The organism is Streptomyces sp. NPDC047081 (assembly GCF_040643775.1).
GTDB lineage: Bacteria > Actinomycetota > Actinomycetes > Streptomycetales > Streptomycetaceae > Streptomyces.
Genome location: NZ_JBEYUY010000008.1, coordinates 297069 through 317664 on the forward strand (window position 1 = coordinate 297069; position 20596 = coordinate 317664).

The window sequence follows — 20596 nt, forward strand, 5'->3', positions numbered from 1 at the left end:
TCACACCTAACAAATGTTTGGTGGAAAGGCGTTGGTTGGAAAGGTAGCTGATGCGCCCATGGGTGTCTCCACCTCGTCCCCGGAAAAGGGGATTTCGGTCGTCACGGTCGACTTCCCACCGGTGAACGCCCTGCCGGTGAACGGTTGGTACGCCCTGGCCGACGCCGTGCGCGCGGCGGGCCGCGACCCACGGGTGCGGTGTGTCGTCCTGGCCGCGGAGGGGCGGGGGTTCAACGCGGGCGTGGACATCAAGGAGATACAGACGCAGGGGCCGAGCGCGCTGGTGGGCGCCAACCGCGGCTGTTTCGAGGCCTTCGCGGCGGTGTACGAGTGCGAGGTCCCGGTGGTCGCGGCGGTGCACGGCTTCTGTCTGGGCGGCGGGATCGGGCTGGTGGGGAACGCGGACGTGATCGTGGCGAGCGAGGACGCCACCTTCGGCCTGCCCGAGCTGGACCGCGGGGCGCTGGGCGCGGCCACGCATCTGGCCCGGCTGGTCCCGCAGCACCTGATGCGCGCGCTGTACTACACCTCGCGCACGGCGACCGCGGCCGAGCTGCACGCGCACGGGTCGGTGTGGCGGGTGGTCCCACGGGACGAACTGCGGGCCGCCGCCCTGGAGTTGGCGCGCGAGATCGCCGCAAAGGACGGGGAGCTGCTGCGCCTGGCGAAGGCGGCCATCAACGGCATCGACCCGGTCGACGTGCGCCGCAGCTACCGCTTCGAGCAGGGCTTCACGTACGAGGCGAGCACGGTCGGGGTGGCCGACCGGGTCCGGGACACGTTCGGCCGGGACACCTTCGGCGGGGAGAGGGACGGTGCGCAGGCGTGAGTGACAAGACGATGACCGCCGAGGAGGTCGTCTCGCGGCTGGAGAGCGGCATGACCCTCGGCATCGGCGGCTGGGGCTCGCGCCGCAAACCGATGGCGCTGGTACGGGCGTTGCTCAGGTCGCCGATCACGGACCTGACCGTGGTGTCGTACGGCGGCCCGGACGTCGGGATGCTGGCCGCGGCCGGCCGGATCCGGAAGCTGGTCGCCGCGTTCGTCACCCTGGACTCGATCCCACTCGAACCGCACTACCGCGCGGCCCGTGAGCGCGGCGCCTTCGAGCTGATGGAGGTCGACGAGGCGATGTTCCTGGCGGGACTGCGCGCCGCCTCCCACCGGCTCCCGTTCCTGCCGATGCGGGCGGGGCTCGGCTCGGACGTGATGCGGGTCAACCCGGGCCTGCGGACGGTGACTTCGCCGTACGAGGACGGGGAGACGTTCGTCGCGATGCCGGCCCTGCGGCTGGACGCGGCCCTGGTGCACGTCAGCCGCGCGGACCGGCTGGGCAACGGGCAGTATCTGGGCCCGGACCCGTACTTCGACGACCTGTTCTGCGAGGCGGCCGAGGCGGCGTACGTGTCCTGCGAACAGGTCGTCGACACGGCCGAGTTGACGAAGGCGGCGCCACCGCAGTCGCTGCTCTTGAGGCGGCACACCGTGACGGGGGTCGTCGAGGCGCCGAACGGCGCGCACTTCACGTCCTGCGCACCCGACTACGGACGGGACGAGGCGTTTCAGAAGCGGTACGCGACCACGCCCTGGCCGGAGTTCGAGGCGCGGTTCCTGGGCGGGGACGAGCGGGCGTACCGGGCGGCCGTCGAGCAGGCGCACCGGGCGGCCGTCGGGGAGGAGTCATGAGCGGGGCCACGCGCACGCCCGCGCCCGCGCTGCCGCCGACCCGCGCCGAGTACTGCGTGATCGCCTGCGCCGACGCCTGGCGGGACGCGGGTGAGATCCTCGCGAGCCCCATGGGGCTGATCCCCTCGGTGGGCGCGCGGCTGGCCAAGCGGACCTTCGCGCCGGACCTGCTGCTGACCGACGGCGAGGCGCTGCTGGTCGGCCTCGACGGCACGGTCGAGGGCTGGCTGCCGTACCGCGCCCATCTGGACCTGGTCACGACCGGGCGGCGGCACGTGATGATGGGGGCGAGCCAGATCGACCGGTTCGGCAACCAGAACATCTCGTGCATCGGCGACTGGGAGCGACCGCAACGGCAGCTGCTGGGGGTGCGGGGCGCGCCGGTCAACACGCTGAACAACCCGACCAGTTACTGGGTGCCGAGGCACTCCCGGCGGGTGTTCGTGGAGAAGGTCGACATGGTGTGCGGGGTGGGTTACGACCGTGCGGCCGCCGCCCGCTTCCACCGCATCCCGCGGGTCGTGTCCGACCTGGGCGTCTTCGACTTCGCGACGCCGGACCACTCGATGCGGCTGGCCTCGCTGCACCCCGGGGTCACGGTGGAGGAGGTCAGGGAGGCGACCGCCTTCGAGCTGACGGTCCCGGACGAGGTCCCGGAGACGCGCGCGCCGGGCGCCGACGAGCTGCGGCTGATCCGGGAGGTCATCGACCCGGCGAACTCCCGTGCCAGGGAGGTCGGTTCGTGATGGAGACGGCGCTCACCCGGCTGGTCGGGGTCCGGCATCCGATCGTACAGACGGGGATGGGCTGGGTGGCGGGCCCGCGGCTGGTCTCCGCGACGGCGAGCGCGGGGGCGCTGGGCATCCTGGCCTCCGCGACGATGACGACGGACCGGCTGCGGGAGGCGATACGGGAGGTCAGGTCCCGTACGGGCGCGCCGTTCGGGGTGAATCTGCGGGCCGACGCGGCGGACGCCGGCGACCGGGTGCGGATCATGATCGAGGAAGGGGTGCGGGTGGCGTCCTTCGCCCTCGCACCCTCCCCCGAGCTGATCGCGGAGCTGAAGGAGGCGGGCCTGGTCGTCATCCCGTCCATCGGCGCCCGGCGGCACGCGGAGAAGGTCGCGGCGTGGGGGGCCGACGCGGTGATCGTGCAGGGCGGGGAGGGCGGCGGGCACACCGGCGAGGTGGCGACGACCGTGCTGCTGCCGCAGGTGGTGGACGCGGTGCGGATACCGGTCGTGGCGGCGGGCGGTTTCTTCGACGGGCGTGGGCTGGTGGCGGCGCTGGCGTACGGGGCGGCGGGGGTCGCGATGGGGACGCGGTTCCTGCTGACGTCCGACTCGACGGTGCCGGACGCGGTGAAGGCGCGGTATCTGGCGGCGACGGTCAAGGACGTCACGGTGACCACGGCGGTGGACGGCCTGCCGCACCGGATGCTGCGCACGGCGCTGGTGGACGGGCTGGAGAACTCCGGCCGTGCGCGGGCCCTGGTGCACGCGGTGCGGCGGGCGGCCGGGTTCCGGAAGCTGTCCGGGCTCACCTGGCGGCAGATGGTGCGCGACGGACTCGCCCTCAGGCACGGCAAGGAGCTGTCCTGGAGCCAGGTGCTGCTCGCCGCGAACACGCCGATGCTGCTCAGGGCGGCGATGGTGGACGGGCGTACGGATCTCGGGGTCATGGCGTCCGGACAGGTCGCCGGGGTGATCGAGGACCTGCCGTCGTGTGCGGAGCTGGTGGGAGGGGTGATGGCCCAAGCGGAGGAAATCATCGGCGAGTTGGCCAGGGGCGGTGCTTCAATGCGCGCATGACGGAGACGATCGGGGAGCCCTGGGGGCTCAGTGTGTTCGGAGCGGGAAGTGTGCGCGTCGAGCCGCAGCTGGTGCGGGTGAAGCTGTCCGTGGATGTGCTGGAGCCCCTGCCGGACAAGGCGTTTCAGGAGGCGGGCGCGGCGGTGGCGCGGCTGCGGGAGGTGCTGCGCGGGCACGGGATACCGGACGCGTCGGTGTCGGGCTCGCGGCTCAAGCTCAGCTCGGACTACGCCGGTTACGGCGGCGAGCGGAAGTTCCTCGGCTACCGGTGCACGGCCTCGTACGTCATCGAGACCGAGGCGCTCGACGACCTCCAGCAGCTGATCGTGGACGCGGTCGACGCCGGGGCGCACCAGATCGACGGCGTCGACTTCGACGTACACGACAAGCCGGCACTGCGGGACGAGGCGCGCCGCAAGGCGGTGGCGGCCGCCCGCCGCAAGGCGGAGGTCTACACGGAGGCGGCCGGGGTGCCGCTGGGCCCGGTGCTGCACATCCAGGACGTGGACTCGGAGTCGTACGAGTTCCGCCAGTACCGCGGCCACAGCAACGGAGGCGGCAACTCGGCGGGCGACCTGGCACCGGGCATGGTGGAGGTGTCGGCGGGCGTGCTGCTGGGCTTCTCACTCGGACGCTGACGCCCGGCGGACGCCGAGTATCAGAGGCGTTCGATGATCGTCACGTTGGCCTGGCCGCCGCCCTCGCACATCGTCTGGAGGCCGAAGCGGCCGTCCGTGCGCTCCAGTTCGTGCAGCAGGGTCGTCATCAGCTTGACGCCGGTCGCGCCCAGGGGGTGGCCGAGGGCTATCGCGCCGCCGTTCGCGTTGACCTTCTCCGGGTCCGCGCCCGTCTCCTTCAGCCAGGCCAGGACCACCGGGGCGAAGGCCTCGTTGATCTCGACCAGGTCGATGTCGTCGATGGTCAGGCCCGTCTTCTTCAGGGCGTGGGCCGTGGCGGGGATGGGCGCGGAGAGCATGCGGATGGGGTCCTCGCCGCGGACCGAGAGGTGGTGGACGCGGGCCCGCGGGCGCAGCCCGTGCTCGCGTACCGCCCGCTCCGAGGCCAGCAGCATCGCCGCCGCGCCGTCGGAGACCTGGGAGGAGCAGGCGGCGGTGATGGTGCCGCCGTCGAGGACCGGCTTGAGGCCGGCCATCTTCTCCAGGGAGGTGTCCCGGCGCGGGCCCTCGTCGACGGCGACCTCGCCGTAGGCGACGGTCTCGCGTTCGAAACGGCCCTCGTCGATGGCTCGCAGCGCCCGCCGGTGCGAGCGCAGCGCGAACTCCTCCTGGTCCTCGCGGCTGATCCCCCACTTCGCGGCGATCATCTCGGCGCCGACGAACTGGTTGACCGGCTGGTCCCCGTACCGCGCCCGCCAGCCCTCGCTCCCCGCGAAGGGACCGCCCGTCAGGCCCAGCGGCTCGGCGGCCTGCCGGGTCGCGAAGGCGATCGGGATCATCGACATGTTCTGCACACCACCGGCGACCACCAGGTCCTGCGTGCCGGACAGCACCCCCTGCGCCGCGAAGTGCACGGCCTGCTGCGAGGACCCGCACTGCCGGTCGACGGTCACGCCCGGCACCTCCTCGGGCAGCCCGGCGGCCAGCCAGCAGGTCCGCGCGATGTCCCCGGCCTGCGGCCCCACCGCGTCCAGACAGCCGAGGACGACGTCCTCGACGGCGGCGGGATCCACGCCCGAGCGGTCCATCAGCTCCCTCAGCACATGCGCGCCGAGGTCGGCGGGATGGACCCCGCTCAGCCCTCCCCCGCGCCGCCCCACGGGCGTACGGACCGCGTCGACTATGTAGGCCTCGGCCATGTCAACTCCCTCAGCAGAAAGGGCTATTCGCGTACGGCGATCCCGTCCAGCACCATCGACAGGTACTGCCGGGCGATCTCCTCCGGGCTGTGCTGTCCGCCCGGCCGGTACCAGGACGCGGCCACCCACACGGTGTCGCGCACGAACCGGTAGGTGAGCCGGACGTCGAGGTCGGCGCGGAACACCTCGGCGGCGACCCCGCGCTCCAGCGTGGACAGCCACGCCTTCTCGAACCTGCGCTGCGACTCGGCGAGGAACGCGAACCGCTCCTGCACGGCCAGCTGCCGGCTCTCCTTCTGGTAGATCGCGACGGCCGCGCGGTGCCGGTCGATCTCCCGGAACGACTCGGTGACCAGCGCTTCAAGGGTCTCGCGGGGTCCGAGCTCGGCCTCCAGGACGGCGTCGTAACCGTCCCAGAGCTCGTCGAGGAAGGTGCGCAGGATCTCCTCCAGCATCGATTCCTTGGAGTCGAAGTGGTAGTAGAGGCTGCCGGCGAGCATGCCCGCGTGGTCCGCGATCTTGCGTACGGTGGTGGCGTTGTAGCCCTGCTCGGCGAAGACCTCGGCGGCGGTGTCGAGGAGTTCGCGCCGCCGCGCGGGTGCGGCGGTCACCTGGGGCTTCTTCTTGGTCGGCACGGTTCCATTCTCGTCCTAGGGGTGCCGGCTGCTGACGGAGACGGTCTCCCCGGTCATGTACGAGGAGTAGCCGGACGCCAGGAACACGATCACGTTGGCCACCTCCCAGGGCTCCGCGTACCGCCCGAAGGCCTCGCGCGCGGTCAGTTCCTCCAGCAGTTCGGGGGTCGTCACCTTCACCAGGTGCGGGTGCATCGCGAGGCTCGGCGAGACGGCGTTGACCCGCACCCCGAAGCCGGCCGCCTCCATCGCCGCGCACCGGGTCAGGGCCATCACCCCGGCCTTCGCGGCGGCGTAGTGCGCCTGCCCGGCCTGGGCGCGCCAGCCCACCACGGAGGCGTTGTTGACGACGACACCGCCGCGCCCACCGTCCCGCAGCAGCCGCAGGGCGGCCCGGGTGCACCGGAACGTGCCGTTCAGCGTCACGTCCAGCACCCGTGACCACTGCTCGTCGGTCATGTCCACCAGGTCCGAAGCCCCGCCGAGCCCGGCGTTGTTGACGACGACGTCCAGCCGCCCGTGCTCCCGTACGGCCGCCTCGAAGAGCGCCTGCACCTGCCCCTCGTCGGTCACGTCGCACGCCACCGCGGCCACGGCCTCCGCACCGAACTCCCCGGCCAGCGACGCCTCGTACTCCTTGAGCCGGCGCACATGCGCGTCGCTGATCAGCACGCGCGCGCCCTCCTCCAGGAAGCGCCGTGCGGTCGCGCCGCCGATGCCGGCGCCCGCCGCCGCGGTGACGACGGCGGTGCGCCCTTTCAGCAGCCCGTGCCCCGGCTCGTACACAGGACTCTCGACGCCTGTCATAGGGCCACGCTAACCTACCAAACACTTGTTAGGGAAGGTCTGCCGAAGGGACAGCGTCCATGGATCTCGCCTTCACGCCGGAAGAGGAGGCCTTCCGCGCCGAGGCCCGGGCCTGGCTCGCGGCGCATGTGCCCGGGGTGCCGCTGCCGTCCCTGGAGACCGAGGAGGGCTTCGCGGCGCACCGCGCGTGGGAGGCGGAGCTGGCGGCGGACCGCTGGTCGGTCGTCAACTGGCCCGTGGAGTACGGCGGGAGGGGCGCCGGCCTGATCTCCTGGCTGGTGTTCGAGGAGGAGTACTGGGCGGCGGGCGCGCCGGGCCGGGTCGGGCAGAACGGGATCAGTCTGCTCGCGCCGACCCTCTTCGACCACGGCACGGAGGAGCAGCGGACTCGGGTGCTGCCGCCGATGGCGACCGGCGAGGTGGTGTGGGCGCAGGCCTGGTCCGAGCCGGAGGCCGGTTCCGACCTGGCGTCGCTCAGGTCGAAGGCCGTGCGCACGGACGGGGGTTGGCTGCTGAGCGGCCAGAAGACGTGGTCGTCCCGGGCCGCCTTCGCCGATCGCGCGTTCGGCCTCTTCCGTACGGACCCCGACACCCCGAAGCCCCACCAGGGCCTGACCTACCTGATGTTCGACCTGCGCGCACCGGGCGTCACGGTCCGGCCGATCGGCCGCCTCGACGGGAAGCCGGCGTTCGCGGAACTCTTCCTCGACGAGGTGTTCGTGCCGGACGAGGACGTGATCGGGCGGCCGGGCGAGGGCTGGCGGATCGCGATGTCGACGGCGGGGAACGAACGGGGGCTGATGCTGCGCTCCCCCGGCCGCTTCCTCGCGGCAGCGGACAGACTGGCCGGACTCTGGGAGGAACAGGGCAGCCCGCAACACGCCCAGGACCGGGTGGCCGACGCCCTGACAGGCGCCCGCGCCTACCGCCTCTTCACCTACGAGGCCGCCTCCCGCGTCCTGGAGGGCGCGACCCTCGGCCCGGAGTCCAGCATGAACAAGGTCTTCTGGTCGGAGCTGGACCTCGCCCTGCACGAGACGGCACTCGATCTGCTGGGCGAGGAGGGCGAGTTGACCGACACGGACTGGGCCGAGGGCTACGTCTTCTCCCTCGCCGGCCCCATCTACGCCGGGGCGAACGAGATCCAGCGCGACATCATCGCCGAACGCCTGCTGGGCCTGCCGAAAGGACGCCGTTGATGCGACGGGGCTCCGCCGGCACCGAAGGGAACGGGGCGCGCGGAAGAAGTGGCGGGGCGATGACCCAAGGAATGCCGAGAGCTCCGAAAGGACGCCACTGATGCAGTTCCTGCTCGATGCCGAACAGCGGGCGTTCGCCGAGTCGTTGGACGCGATGCTGACGTCCGCGGACACTCCTTCGGTCGTACGGGACTGGAGCCGCGGCGAGCACGCGGGCGGGCGCGCGCTGTGGTCCCGTATCGCCGAGGCGGGCGTCTTCGGGCTGGCGGTGCCGGAGGAGTACGGCGGCCTCGGGGCACACCCCGTCGAACTCGCCGTCGCCTTCGTCGAGTTGGGCCGGCATGCCGTGCCGGGACCGCTGGTGGAGACGGTGACCGCGGCTGTCCTGCTCTCGGAGACCGACCCCGCCGCCAAGCGCCTGCTGCCCTCGCTGGCCTCGGGCGAGGCGATGGCCACGGTGGCGCATGAGGGGTCGTACGCCCTGGACGGCGACGTGGCGAGCACCCGCCTGAGCCTCGCGAGCGACGGTCTGCACCTCTCTCCCGGTCACGGCCCGGTCCGCCCCTCCCTCGACCCGGCCCGCCGGCTCACCCCTCTCACCCCCGGCGGCGAACTCCTCACGCCCGCGCCACCCCGTGCACGCGCCCTCGCCACCGCCCGCCTCACCACCGCCGCCCAAGCCCTCGGAGTCGGTCTCGCGCTCCTCGACAAAACCGTCGCGCACGTCAGGCAGCGCACCCAGTTCGGCGTCCCCATCGGCTCCTTCCAGGCCGTCAAGCACCGGCTCGCCGACGCGAAGATCGCCCTGGAGTTCGCGCGCCCCCTGCTGTTCGGTGCCGCGCTCACCATGGACCCCGCCGACGTCGCCGCCGCCAAGGTCACGGCCTGCGAGGCGGCGTACACCACCGCGCGCACCGCGCTCCAGCTGCACGGCGCGATCGGCTACACCGCGGAGTACGAGCTGTCCCTGTGGCTGACCAAGGCCCGCGCCCTGCGCACGGCCTGGGGCAGCCCGCGGGAATGCCGGGCCGCAGTGATCCACGGGGGTGACCGTCAGTGATGGTGATCGCCGCTCGTGAGCTCGCGGTACTCCTCCTTCGTCGGCTTCGGAATCCGCGTCTCCGGTCCGAACATCGCCCGCGCCAGCTGCGCGCGCACCCGCTCGGAGACCGTCACCGGCCGGCGCACCCCGTTGTGGTCGACGAGCGGCCCGATCTCGTACGGCGGGTTCTGCTCGTGCTGGGTGAGGGTGTGCAGCTGGTCCTGCGCGAGCGGCGCGTGCACCTCGACGAACTCCCCGTGCGGCAGCCGCCGGATGACGCCGGTCTCCCTGCCGTGCAGCACCTTGTCCCGGTCCCGCCGCTGCAGGCCCATGCAGACCCGCTTGGTGACGATGAACGCGAGCACCGGCGCCACGAAGAAGGAGATCCGCACGAACCAGGTGATCGCGTTGATGGAGAGGTGGAGGTGCGTGGCGACGATGTCGTTGCCGCCGCCGATCAGCAGGACGACGTACAAGGTCAGCCAGGCGACGCCGAGCCCGGTGCGCACCGGCACGTTGCGCGGGCGGTCCAGGATGTGGTGCTCGCGTTTGTCGCCGGTGATCCACGCCTCGACGAACGGGTAGAGGCCGAGGGCGAGCAGGATCAGCGGGAAGAGCGAGAAGGGGATCAGGACGCCCAGCACCAGGGTGTGGCCCCAGGCGCTGATCTCCCATCCCGGCATCACCCGGATCAGCCCCTCGGAGAAGCCGAGGTACCAGTCGGGCTGGGCGCCGGTCGTCACCAGGTCCGGCCGGTACGGCCCGAAGGCCCACACGGGGTTGATGGACGCGACGCCACCCATGATCGCGAGCACGCCGAAGACGAGGAAGAAGAAGCCGCCCGCCTTGGCCATGTAGACGGGCAGGAAGGGCATGCCGACGACCGTCTTCTGGTCGCGTCCGGGCCCCGGGTACTGGGTGTGCTTGTGGTAGAAGACCAGGATCAGATGGGCGACGACCAGGCCCAGCATGATCCCGGGCAGCAGCAGGACATGGATCGGGAAGAGCCGCGAGATGATGTCGTGGCCCGGGAACTCCCCGCCGAACAGGAACATCGAGAGGTACGTCCCGACGATCGGGATGGAGAGGATCGCGCCGTCGGCGAACCGGATACCGGTGCCGGAGAGCAGGTCGTCGGGGAGCGAGTAGCCGGTCAGGCCGGTGATGATGCCGAGCATCAGCAGGGTCCAGCCGAACAGCCAGTTGACCTCGCGCGGCTTGCGGAACGCCCCGGTGAAGAACACCCGCATCATGTGCACCAGCATGCCGGTGACGAAGACCAGCGCCGCCCAGTGGTGGATCTGCCGGATCAGCAGCCCGCCGCGCACGTCGAAGCTGATGTCGAGCGTGGACTCGTACGCCCTGGTCATGCTGACGCCGTTGAGCGGCACATACGAGCCGTGGTAGATCACCTCGACGCCGCTCGGCTCGAAGAACAGGGTGAGGTAGATGCCGGTGAGGATCAGGATGAGAAAGCTGTAGAGGCAGATCTCGCCCAGCATGAAGGACCAGTGGTCCGGAAAGACCTTGCGCATGTTGGCCTTGGCCAGCGCGTACAGGCCGAGCCGCCCGTCGGCCCAGTCGGCGACCCGCTCGCCCGCGCCCGCCGGCTCCCTGCGCGCGGAGCCGGCCGCCTCGTTCCCCGATCGTGCGCCGTCCATACGTCGTCGCCTCCCCGTCGGATCAACCTCAGGGTGTCACGGCGGCCCGGCCAAGCCAACGGTGCCGTCAGGGCCGTACGATTCCCTCCGCCCGCGCGGCCACCAGCCACTTCGGGAACTCGCCCACCAGCCGGTCGTACAACTCGGCGTCGGGCACCTTGCGCGGATCCGCGCCGGCGTGGAAGAACCCGGCGTTGTCCACCACCCGCTTCTGCGGTACGGCGAGGTCGTCGAGCTTGCGCAGGAAGTCGAACTGCTTGCTGTGCGGGTCGCCGAAGCCCACGAACTGCCAGAACAGCGGGAGCTTCGCCGCCTTGCACAGATAGCGTTCCGCGGCGAGCTTGTTGATCGGGCCGCCGTCGGTCTGGAACACGACCAGGGCGGGCTCCTTCGAGCCGCTGTCCATGTAGTGGTCGATGACCGCGTCCATCGCCAGGTGGTAGCTGGTCTTGCCCATGTGCCCGAGCCCGGCCACGATCTTGTCGATCCGGCCCTCGTGGTCGGCGAGCGCGATGTCGGTCTCGGCGTCGACGTCGGTCGAGAAGAACACCACCGGCACCCGCCCGTCGTCGTCGAGGTGCGCGGACAGACCGAGCACCCGGTCGGCGAGGGCCTGCACCGAACCGTCCTGGTAGTACGGCTTCATCGACCCCGAGTAGTCGACCACGAGGTACACCGCGGCCCGCAGCCCGTCCAGACCGTGCCTGCCGAGCGAGGCCCCGGCGCTCTTGTAGAGGCTGACCAGCGCGGGCGCGGTCTCCTCGACCTTCTTGAGACTGATCGCAACCATGGCCCCTACTTTCCCATCAGTCACCGGTGTTCGTTATTTTGTTCGCCGCCGCCCCCACCGGCTCACCGTCCGTCCCACTTCCCAGCCCCGAGGAGCCGGCCTTGGATTCCGAGTCCACCGTCACCACCTGCTACCGCCATCCCAAGGTGGAGTCCCATGTCCGCTGCACCCGCTGCGACCGGTACATCTGCCCGGACTGCATGCGCGAGGCGGCCGTCGGCCACCAGTGCGTGGAGTGCGTGAAGGAGGGCGCGCGCTCGGTACGGCAGGCGCGCACGGCGTTCGGCGGCCGGATCTCGGCCGTGCCCGTGGTGACGTACGTGCTGATCGGGCTCAACGTACTCGCGTATCTGGGCGAGTTGGTGCGTCCGGGGATCGTGGACCGGTTCGAGATGCTGGGCCGCGGGCTCGCGGGAGCCGACGGCGGCCACTACATGTGGGAGGCCGGCTACTCCTCCGGCTACCACCTCGAAGGTGTCGTCGACGGCGAGTGGTACCGGCTGCTCACCGGCGCGTTTCTGCATCTGCCGCCCACCGGCGGGACGTTCGGGATCCTGCACATCGTGATGAACATGGTGTCGCTGTGGAACATCGGCCGGGTGGTCGAGTCCTGGCTCGGCCGGATCCGGTACATCGCCCTGTACTTCCTCTCCGCGCTCGGCGGCTCGGTGCTCGTGCTGCTGATCGCGCCGGACACCCCGACGCTCGGCGCGTCCGGCGCGATCTTCGGGCTCGGTGCCGCGTACTACGTCCTGGCCCGCCGCCTCGGCGCCGACATGAGCCAGGTCAATCGCTTCATGGCGGGACTACTGCTGTGGCTGCTGGTCTCCGCGGCCGTCACCTCCTGGCAGGGCCACCTCGGCGGTCTGCTGGCCGGCGGTGTCATCACCCTCGCGTACGCCTACGCACCCCGCGACAAGCGCCGCCCCTTCATCCAGGCGGGCGCGTGCATCGCCCTGCTGGCCCTGCTGATCATCCTGACGCTGGCGAAGGTCACGGAACTGGCGGTATGAGCGGCCCGGGAACTTCACGGCGCGGATGTGCCGGTCGGGCTCACGGCATCCGGGCCATACTCGACGGCATGACGCGCAGGGGTCGTACCGCCACCAGAGTGGCACTTGGTCTCACGCTCGCGGCGCTTGTCGCGGTCACCGTGAGCCAGTGCCAGGCCGACGGGTCGCCGCCGCCGGAGCCCTGGCTCGACGGTTCGGTCCACGGCCGTTGGCTGTCCGTGTTCAACGGCATGGGCACCAACGTCGGTGACGACGCGTCGCTCTCCCTCTCCCCCATGGTCTCGGAGGACCCCGGCACCACGCACGCGGGCCTGGTGGTGAGCACCGCCTCCTACGCGAACGTGCGGTACCAGGCCCGGATGCGGACGGTGAAGCAGCTGCGCACACCGAAGCCGAACCCGTGGGAAGTGCCGTGGCTGGTCTGGGCGTACACCGACCCGGAGCACTTCTACTTCATCACCCTGAAGCCGAACGGCTGGGAGCTCGGCAAGCGGGATCCCGCCTATCCGGGCGGACAGCGGTTCCTGGCCAGGGGAAAGGTCGAGTACCCGGTCGGCGAGTGGTCCGACGTGAAGGTGGAGCAGCGGGACGCGGCGCTGTCGGTGTCGGTGGGCGGGAAGCGGCTGGTGACGTTCACGGACGCCGAACGGCCGTACAACCAGGGCAAGGTGGGCGCGTACACCGAGGACGCGACCGTCAAGTTCGAGGGGCTGAAGGCGAGTTCGGGCTGAAGGCTGGTTCGGGCCGGAAAGGCGACAGCGCCTGCCCAGAGTCCGGTCGGGGACTGGGCAGACGCCATCTGTGTTCCGTACGCCTTTGTACGGGACGTTTCTGAGTGACCGTCAGGTCACTTGTTCCTCCGTCAGACCATCAGCGCGCGGTCCGTCGGCCGGATCGGGGCCGGCAGGTCGCTCGCTCCGGTCAGGAAGCGGTCGGTGCCGCGGGCGGCCGAGCGGCCCTCGGCGATCGCCCACACGATGAGCGACTGGCCGCGGCCCGCGTCACCGGCGACGAAGACGCCCGGCACGTTGGTCTGGAAGTCGGCGTCGCGGGCGATGTTGCCGCGCTCGTCGAGCTCCAGGCCGAACTGGTCCACGAGGCCGTTCTCCCGGTCGGTGCCGGTGAAGCCCATGGCGAGGGTGACCAGCTGGGCGGGGATCTTGCGCTCCGTGCCCGGCTTCGGGGTCAGCCTGCCGTCGACGAACTCGACCTCGGTGAGGTGCAGCCACTGGACGTTGCCGTCCTCGTCGCCCTCGAAGTGGGTGGTGGAGACGGAGTAGACCCGCTCGCCGCCCTCCTCGTGCGCGGAGGTGACCTTGTAGAGCATCGGGAAGGTCGGCCACGGCTGGGAGACCGGGTTCCGCTCGTCGCCCGGGCGGGGCATGATCTCCAGCTGCGTGACGGAGGCCGCGCCCTGGCGGTGCGCGGTGCCCACGCAGTCGGCGCCGGTGTCGCCACCGCCGATGACGACGACGTGCTTGCCCTCGGCCGAGACCGGGGAGGTGACGTAGTCGCCCTCCTGGACCTTGTTCGACAGGGGCAGGTACTCCATCGCCTGGTAGATGCCCTTCAACTCCCGCCCCGGGACCGGGAGATCACGGGCGGTCGTGGCACCGGCGGCGATGACGATCGCGTCGTACCGCTTCTTCAGGTCGGTCGCCTTGAGGTCGACGCCGATCTCGATCCCGGTACGGAAGCGGGTGCCCTCCGCGCGCATCTGCTCGATACGGCGGTTGATGTGCCGCTTCTCCATCTTGAACTCGGGGATGCCGTACCGGAGCAGGCCGCCGATGCGGTCGGCGCGCTCGTAGACGGCGACGGTGTGGCCGGCCCGGGTGAGCTGCTGGGCGGCGGCCAGGCCCGCGGGGCCCGAGCCGATGACGGCGACCGTCTTGCCCGACAGGCGCTCGGGGATCTGCGGCGCGACATCGCCGGTCTCCCACGCCTTGTCGATGATCGAGACCTCGACGTTCTTGATGGTGACGGCGGGCTGGTTGATGCCGAGCACGCACGCCGACTCACAGGGAGCCGGGCACAACCGCCCCGTGAACTCGGGGAAGTTGTTCGTGGCGTGCAGGCGCTCCGAAGCCGCCGACCAGTCCTCGCGGTAGGCGTAGTCGTTCCACTCGGGGATCAGGTTCCCCAGCGGACAGCCGTTGTGGCAGAACGGGATGCCGCAGTCCATGCAGCGGCTGGCCTGCTTGCTGATGATCGGCAGCAGGGAGCCGGGGACGTAGACCTCGTTCCAGTCCTTCAGACGCTCGCCGACGGGACGGGACTTGGCGACCTCGCGGCCGTGGTTCAGGAAGCCCTTCGGGTCAGCCATTGATCGCCGCCTCCATCATCTTCTCGGTGATCTCGGACTCGGAGAGTCCCGCCTGCTCGGCGGCGTCCTTGGCGGCGAGCACTGCCTTGTACGTGCTGGGGATGATCTTGCTGAAGCGGTCCACCGCGGTGTCCCACTCGGCCAGGAGCTTCTCGGCGACCGTGGAGCCGGTCTCCTCCTGGTGGCGGCGCACCACGTCGTGCAGCCACTGCTTGTCGGTGTCGTCGAGGGCCTCGATGGCGCTGACGTTGCCGACGTTGACGTTGTCGACGTTCAGGTCGATCACGTACGCGATACCACCGGACATGCCGGCCGCGAAGTTGCGGCCCGTCTCGCCGAGGACCACCGCGCGGCCGCCGGTCATGTACTCACAGCCGTGGTCGCCCACGCCCTCGGAGACGACCGTGGCACCGGAGTTGCGGACACAGAACCGCTCGCCCGTACGACCGCGCAGGTACAGCTCGCCACCGGTCGCGCCGTACGCGATGGTGTTGCCGCCGATCGTCGAGTACTCGGCGAGGTGGTCGGCGCCCCGGTCGGGACGGACGATCACCCGGCCGCCGGAGAGGCCCTTGCCGACGTAGTCGTTGGCGTCGCCCTCCAGGCGCAGCGTGACACCGCGCGGCAGGAAGGCGCCGAAGGACTGGCCCGCGGAGCCTGTGAAGGTGATGTCGATGGTGTCCTCGGGCAGGCCCGCGCCACCGAACTTCTTCGTCACCTCGTGGCCGAGCATGGTGCCGACCGTGCGGTTGATGTTGCGGATCTGGACCTGGGCGCGCACCGGCTGGGCGTCGGTCGCCGAGTCGGCGGCCAGGGCGTCGGCGGCGAGCTTGATCAGCTCGTTGTCGAGCGCCTTCTCCAGACCGTGGTCCTGCTCGATGACCTGGTGGCGCACCGCGCCCTCGGGCAGCGCGGGCACGTGGAACAGCGGTTCCAGGTTGAGGCCCTGGGCCTTCCAGTGGTCGACCGCGCGGGTCACGTCGAGCGCCTCGGCGTGGCCGACGGCCTCCTCGATGGAGCGGAAGCCCAGCTCGGCGAGGATCTCGCGGACCTCCTGGGCGATGTACTGGAAGAAGTTGACGACGTACTCGGCCTTGCCGGAGAACCGGTCCCGCAGGGTCGGGTTCTGGGTGGCGATGCCGACCGGGCAGGTGTCCAGGTGGCAGACGCGCATCATGACGCAGCCGGAGACGACGAGCGGCGCGGTCGCGAAACCGAACTCCTCGGCGCCGAGCAGCGCGGCGATGACGACGTCACGGCCGGTCTTCAGCTGACCGTCGGTCTGGACGACGATGCGGTCGCGCAGGCCGTTGAGCAGCAGGGTCTGCTGGGTCTCGGCGAGACCGAGCTCCCAGGGACCGCCGGCGTGCTTCAGGGAGGTAAGGGGAGAAGCACCCGTACCACCGTCGTGACCGGAGATCAGCACGACGTCCGCGTGCGCCTTGGAGACACCCGCGGCGACCGTGCCGACGCCGACCTCCGAGACCAGCTTGACGTGAATCCGCGCCTGCGGGTTCGCGTTCTTCAGGTCGTGGATGAGCTGGGCCAGGTCCTCGATGGAGTAGATGTCGTGGTGCGGCGGCGGGGAGATCAGACCGACACCCGGGGTGGAGTGCCGGGTCTTGGCGACCCACGGGTAGACCTTGTGGCCGGGCAGCTGGCCGCCCTCGCCGGGCTTGGCGCCCTGGGCCATCTTGATCTGGATGTCGTCGGCGTTGACGAGGTATTCGCTCGTCACACCGAAGCGGCCGGAGGCCACCTGCTTGATGGCGCTGCGCCGGGCCGGGTCGTAGAGGCGGTCCGCGTCCTCGCCGCCCTCGCCGGTGTTGGACTTGCCGCCCAGCTGGTTCATGGCGATGGCGAGGGTCTCGTGCGCCTCGCGCGAGATGGAGCCGTACGACATGGCTCCGGTGGAGAAGCGCTTGACGATCTCGGAGACCGGCTCGACCTCGTCGATGGAGATCGAGGGGCGGTCCGACTTGAAGCCGAACAGGCCGCGGAGCGTCATCAGGCGCTCGGACTGCTCGTTCACGCGCTCGGTGTACTTCTTGAAGATGTCGTAGCGGCCGGTGCGCGTGGAGTGCTGGAGGCGGAAGACCGTCTCCGGGTCGAACAGGTGCGGCTCGCCCTCGCGGCGCCACTGGTACTCGCCGCCTATCTCCAGAGCGCGGTGCGCGGGCGCGATGCCGGAGGCCGGGTACGCCTTCGCGTGGCGGGCGGCGACCTCCTTGGCGATGACGTCGATGCCGACGCCGCCGATCTTGGTGGCCGTGCCGTTGAAGTACTTCTCGACGAAGGCCTCGTCGAGACCGACGGCCTCGAAGACCTGGGCGCCGCGGTAGGAGGCGACGGTCGAGATGCCCATCTTGGACATGACCTTCAGGACGCCCTTGCCGAGGGCGTAGATCAGGTTGCGGATGGCCTTCTCGGGCTCGATGTCCGAGAGGAAGGTGCCGGCGCGGACCAGGTCCTCGACCGACTCCATCGCCAGGTACGGGTTGACGGCCGCGGCGCCGAAGCCGATGAGCAGGGCGACGTGGTGGACCTCGCGGACGTCACCGGCCTCGACGAGCAGGCCCACGTGGGTGCGCTGCTTGGTGCGGATGAGGTGGTGGTGAACGGCCGCGGTGAGCAGCAGCGACGGGATCGGCGCGTGCTCGGCGTCGGAGTGACGGTCCGACAGGACGATCAGGCGGGCGCCGTTCTCGATGGCCGCGTCGGCCTCGGCGCAGATCTCGTCGATGCGCGCGGCGAGGGCGTCACCGCCGCCGGAGACCCGGTACAGGCCGGACAGGGTCGCGGCCTTGAAGCCGGGCATGTCGCCGTCGGCGTTGATGTGGATGAGCTTGGCCAGCTCGTCGTTGTCGATGACCGGGAAGGGCAGGGTGACGCTACGGCACGAAGCGGCCGTCGGCTCCAGGAGGTTGCTCGCGGGACCGAGCGACGAGCGCAGGCTGGTGACCAGTTCTTCCCGGATCGCGTCCAGCGGCGGGTTGGTGACCTGCGCGAACAGCTGGGTGAAGTAGTCGAAGAGCAGCCGCGGGCGGCTGGACAGCGCGGCGATCGGCGAGTCCGTACCCATCGAACCGATGGGCTCGGCACCGGCCTTGGCCATCGGCGCCAGGATGACGCGCAGCTCCTCCTCGGTGTAGCCGAAGGTCTGCTGGCGGCGGGTGACCGAGGCGTGGGTGTGCACGATGTGCTCGCGCTCGGGCAGGTCGGAGAGCTCGATCTCCCCGGCCTCCAGCCACTCGGCGTAGGGGTGCTCGGCGGCGAGCTGGGCCTTGATCTCGTCGTCCTCGATGATCCGGTGCTCGACCGTGTCGACGAGGAACATCCGGCCCGGCTGCAGGCGGCCCTTGCGGACGACCTTGGCGGGGTCGATGTCGAGGACGCCGACCTCGGAGCCGAGGACGACGAGGCCGTCGTCGGTGACCCAGTAGCGGCCGGGGCGAAGGCCGTTGCGGTCGAGGACCGCGCCGACCTGCTTGCCGTCGGTGAAGGTGACGCAGGCCGGGCCGTCCCAGGGCTCCATCATCGTGGAGTGGAAGTTGTAGAAGGCGCGGCGGGCCGGGTCCATGGAGTCGTGGTTCTCCCACGCCTCCGGGATCATCATCAGCACGGAGTGCGGCAGCGAACGCCCGCCCAGGTGCAGGAGTTCGAGCACCTCGTCGAAGGACGCCGAGTCGGAGGCGTCCGGCGTACAGATGGGGAAGACCCGCTCCAGGCCCTTGTCTCCGAAGAGGTCGGACACCAGCTGCGACTCGCGCGCGGCCATCCAGTTGCGGTTGCCCTTGACGGTGTTGATCTCACCGTTGTGCGCGACGAAGCGGTACGGGTGCGCGAGCGGCCACGACGGGAAGGTGTTCGTGGAGAAGCGCGAGTGGACCAGGGCGACGGCCGAGGCGAAGCGGCGGTCGGAGAGGTCCGGGAAGAAGGGCTCCAGCTGGCCGGTGGTCAGCATGCCCTTGTAGACGATGGTGCGCGCGGAGAGCGACGGGAAGTAGACACCGACCTCGCGCTCGGCGCGCTTGCGCAGCGCGAAGGCCTTGCGGTCGAGCTCGATGTCCTTGCTGACGCCGTCCGTGACGAAGATCTGCCGGAAGGCGGGCATCGTCGAACGCGCGGTGGCACCGAGCAGTTCGGGGGCGACCGGAACCTCGCGCCAGCCGAGAACCGTCAGGCCCTCGTCGTCGGCGATCGTCTCGATCTGCGAGATGGCGTCGCCTGCGCCGTCCTCCGGCAGGAAGGCGATACCGACCGCGTAACCGCCCGCCTCGGGCAGCTCGAATCCGGCCACCTCGCGGAAGAACGCGTCGGGAACCTGGGAGAGGATGCCGGCGCCGTCGCCGGAATCGGGCTCGGAGCCGGTGGCGCCGCGGTGCTCGAGGTTGCGCAGCACCGTCAGGGCCTGTTCAACCAGGGTGTGGGACGCCTCGCCGGTGAGGGTGGCGACGAAACCGACGCCGCACGCGTCGCGTTCGTTGCGGGGGTCGTACATACCCTGCGCAGCAGGGCGAGCATCCATGAAGGACCAGTTCTGGCCATTCGCGGAATGCTGGGACGGCTGGCGCGGCGTACGCATGGCTCTCCCGTCGTCGTCTCTTGTGGCATATGCAGATTGCCGAGGGACGACGTTGGCCCTCTGCTGAGTGCAAAATTTCGTGCAGGTTACATGATGGAGCGGTTCTCGGGAACCGGGATATTCCGTTCCAACATGCGGACACCGCGCGGCTGCAGCGCGGGTGCCGCGCCTGCGGTGGAAGCTATGGGGACCGAGCGGGACAGATCGATGTCCGTCGGTCCGAAAGACGGGGAGGGCTACGTCGCCCTTCCCGAGGGTGCGTGGCAGGCACCATTGCCCACAGCGCTTACGGCTCATGCCCCGTGGTCATGCATCCGAAACCAGCGAGTAACGGCTACTTATGCGGCCCAACGCATAACTTGTAGCCGACTCATCCTACGGCCGTTCCGAACAAACTGCCCAGGGCGTACGTCACACCGGCCGCCGCACCCCCCAGCGCGAGCTGCCGCAGTCCGCTGAACCACCAGGTCCGCGCGGTCACTCTGGCCACCACCGCACCGCACGCGAACAGCCCGATCAGCGCGAGCAGCAGGGCCGGCCACAGCACGGTCGCACCGAGCAGATACGGCAGTACGGGAAGCAGTGCGCCGAGCGCGAAGGACCCGAAGGACGACACGGCGGCGACCAGCGGCGAGGGCAGGTCACCCGGGTCGATGCCGAGCTCCTCACGGGCGTGTATCTCCAGCGCCTGCTCGGGATCGCGCGACAGCTGCCGGGCGACCTCCCGGGCGAGCCCCGCATCGACCCCGCGGGCTTCGTACAGCGCGGCCAGCTCGGCCTCCTCGTCCAGCGGATGCCTGCGCAGCTCCCTCCGCTCCACGTCCAGCTCGGCCTCGACGAGCTCGCGCTGCGAGGCGACGGAGGTGTACTCCCCGGCGGCCATGGAGAAGGCGCCCGCGGCAAGCCCGGCGAGCCCGGTCAGCACGATGGTGTGCTGACCGACGGCCCCACCGGCGACGCCGGTCATCAGCGCCAGGTTGGACACGAGCCCGTCCATGGCACCGAACACGGCAGGCCGCAGCCACCCACCGTTGACGTCCCGGTGGGTGTGGTTGTCACGGTGCGCCTCGTGCAGCGCGGCCTCGGTCTCGATGATCGCCATGTTTCGGGCCCCCAGGAAAGCTAAGCCAAAGCTAACTTTGGACAATTTCTAATTCTTAACAACGCCGAAGATACGCCGCCGCATTCCCGCCCGCCAGCAAGGAAAGGCTGGGCTAACCTGCGGT

17 protein-coding genes are annotated in these 20596 nt (G+C 70.4%); 9 read left to right on the forward strand and 8 right to left on the reverse strand.

What is annotated here, in order from left to right; genetic code table 11:
• Nucleotides 1–58: 58 nt before the first annotated feature.
• From ABZ848_RS18245 to ABZ848_RS18265, 5 genes are read left to right on the forward strand one after another with little or no spacing between them, the layout of a single operon-like run.
• On the forward strand, nucleotides 59–829 hold the full coding sequence (locus ABZ848_RS18245) for an enoyl-CoA hydratase family protein (protein ID WP_360832638.1): 771 nt from the start codon (nucleotides 59–61) through the stop codon (nucleotides 827–829).
• Nucleotides 826–1686 (forward strand): CoA-transferase, encoded by an 861-nt coding sequence (locus ABZ848_RS18250; RefSeq protein WP_360832640.1) that lies wholly within the window; start codon nucleotides 826–828, stop codon nucleotides 1684–1686. The genes ABZ848_RS18245 and ABZ848_RS18250 overlap by 4 nt, the downstream gene beginning before the upstream one ends.
• Complete coding sequence (locus ABZ848_RS18255; protein ID WP_360832644.1) at nucleotides 1683–2432, forward strand: CoA-transferase; 750 nt, start codon at nucleotides 1683–1685, stop codon at nucleotides 2430–2432. The genes ABZ848_RS18250 and ABZ848_RS18255 overlap by 4 nt, the downstream gene beginning before the upstream one ends.
• Nucleotides 2432–3496, forward strand: coding sequence for a nitronate monooxygenase (locus ABZ848_RS18260; protein WP_360832897.1), 1065 nt, complete (start codon nucleotides 2432–2434; stop codon nucleotides 3494–3496). The genes ABZ848_RS18255 and ABZ848_RS18260 overlap by 1 nt, the downstream gene beginning before the upstream one ends.
• Complete coding sequence (locus tag ABZ848_RS18265; RefSeq protein ID WP_360832647.1) at nucleotides 3493–4134, forward strand: SIMPL domain-containing protein; 642 nt, start codon at nucleotides 3493–3495, stop codon at nucleotides 4132–4134. Before ABZ848_RS18260 ends, ABZ848_RS18265 begins: the two co-directional genes overlap by 4 nt.
• Nucleotides 4135–4154: 20 nt before the next feature.
• On the opposite strand, the gene ABZ848_RS18270 is transcribed toward ABZ848_RS18265, so the two are convergent.
• The 3 genes from ABZ848_RS18270 to ABZ848_RS18280 are packed head-to-tail and all read right to left on the reverse strand — an operon-like array spanning nucleotide 4155 to nucleotide 6754.
• Complete coding sequence (locus ABZ848_RS18270; RefSeq protein WP_360832650.1) at nucleotides 4155–5312, reverse strand: acetyl-CoA C-acetyltransferase; 1158 nt, start codon at nucleotides 5310–5312, stop codon at nucleotides 4155–4157.
• Between the two features lie 23 nt (nucleotides 5313–5335).
• Nucleotides 5336–5947 carry a TetR/AcrR family transcriptional regulator gene (locus ABZ848_RS18275; protein ID WP_360832653.1) on the reverse strand — a complete coding sequence of 204 codons (612 nt, stop codon included), beginning with the start codon at nucleotides 5945–5947 and terminating at the stop codon, nucleotides 5336–5338.
• Nucleotides 5948–5962: 15 nt separating this feature from the next.
• On the reverse strand, nucleotides 5963–6754 hold the full coding sequence (locus tag ABZ848_RS18280) for an SDR family oxidoreductase (RefSeq protein WP_360832655.1): 792 nt from the start codon (nucleotides 6752–6754) through the stop codon (nucleotides 5963–5965).
• A gap of 59 nt (nucleotides 6755–6813) precedes the next feature.
• Between ABZ848_RS18280 and ABZ848_RS18285 the strand changes: the two genes are divergently transcribed.
• Together ABZ848_RS18285 and ABZ848_RS18290 are read left to right on the forward strand one after the other, a co-directional pair.
• The gene (locus ABZ848_RS18285; protein WP_360832658.1) at nucleotides 6814–7953 is read left to right on the forward strand and encodes an acyl-CoA dehydrogenase family protein; all 1140 of its coding nucleotides are present in this window, start codon (nucleotides 6814–6816) and stop codon (nucleotides 7951–7953) included.
• A 100-nt stretch (nucleotides 7954–8053) separates the two neighbouring features.
• Nucleotides 8054–9013, forward strand: coding sequence for an acyl-CoA dehydrogenase family protein (locus tag ABZ848_RS18290; RefSeq protein WP_360832661.1), 960 nt, complete (start codon nucleotides 8054–8056; stop codon nucleotides 9011–9013).
• Here ABZ848_RS18290 and ABZ848_RS18295 read toward each other — a convergent pair.
• Together ABZ848_RS18295 and ABZ848_RS18300 are read right to left on the reverse strand one after the other, a co-directional pair.
• Complete coding sequence (locus tag ABZ848_RS18295) at nucleotides 9007–10656, reverse strand: cytochrome bc complex cytochrome b subunit (protein WP_360832664.1); 1650 nt, start codon at nucleotides 10654–10656, stop codon at nucleotides 9007–9009. The genes ABZ848_RS18290 and ABZ848_RS18295 overlap by 7 nt on opposite strands.
• A gap of 67 nt (nucleotides 10657–10723) precedes the next feature.
• On the reverse strand, nucleotides 10724–11446 hold the full coding sequence (locus ABZ848_RS18300) for a VWA domain-containing protein (RefSeq protein WP_360832667.1): 723 nt from the start codon (nucleotides 11444–11446) through the stop codon (nucleotides 10724–10726).
• Between the two features lie 101 nt (nucleotides 11447–11547).
• Between ABZ848_RS18300 and ABZ848_RS18305 the strand changes: the two genes are divergently transcribed.
• Nucleotides 11548–12459, forward strand: a complete 912-nt coding sequence (locus tag ABZ848_RS18305; protein WP_360832670.1) for a rhomboid family intramembrane serine protease — start codon at nucleotides 11548–11550, stop codon at nucleotides 12457–12459.
• Between the two features lie 68 nt (nucleotides 12460–12527).
• Entirely contained in the window at nucleotides 12528–13190 is a 663-nt protein-coding gene (locus tag ABZ848_RS18310) for a calcium-binding protein (RefSeq protein ID WP_360832673.1), read from the forward strand.
• A gap of 131 nt (nucleotides 13191–13321) precedes the next feature.
• Here the strand turns inward: ABZ848_RS18310 and ABZ848_RS18315 are convergent, their stop codons facing one another.
• From ABZ848_RS18315 to ABZ848_RS18325, 3 genes are all read right to left on the reverse strand, one after another.
• The gene (locus ABZ848_RS18315; RefSeq protein WP_360832675.1) at nucleotides 13322–14785 is read right to left on the reverse strand and encodes a glutamate synthase subunit beta; all 1464 of its coding nucleotides are present in this window, start codon (nucleotides 14783–14785) and stop codon (nucleotides 13322–13324) included.
• Complete coding sequence (gene gltB / locus ABZ848_RS18320; RefSeq protein ID WP_360832678.1) at nucleotides 14778–19370, reverse strand: glutamate synthase large subunit; 4593 nt, start codon at nucleotides 19368–19370, stop codon at nucleotides 14778–14780. Before gltB ends, ABZ848_RS18315 begins: the two co-directional genes overlap by 8 nt.
• A 370-nt stretch (nucleotides 19371–19740) precedes the next feature.
• A complete protein-coding gene (locus ABZ848_RS18325; protein WP_360832681.1) occupies nucleotides 19741–20472 on the reverse strand; it encodes a VIT1/CCC1 transporter family protein in 732 nt (243 codons plus the stop codon).
• Between the last annotated feature and the right edge of the window lie 124 nt (nucleotides 20473–20596).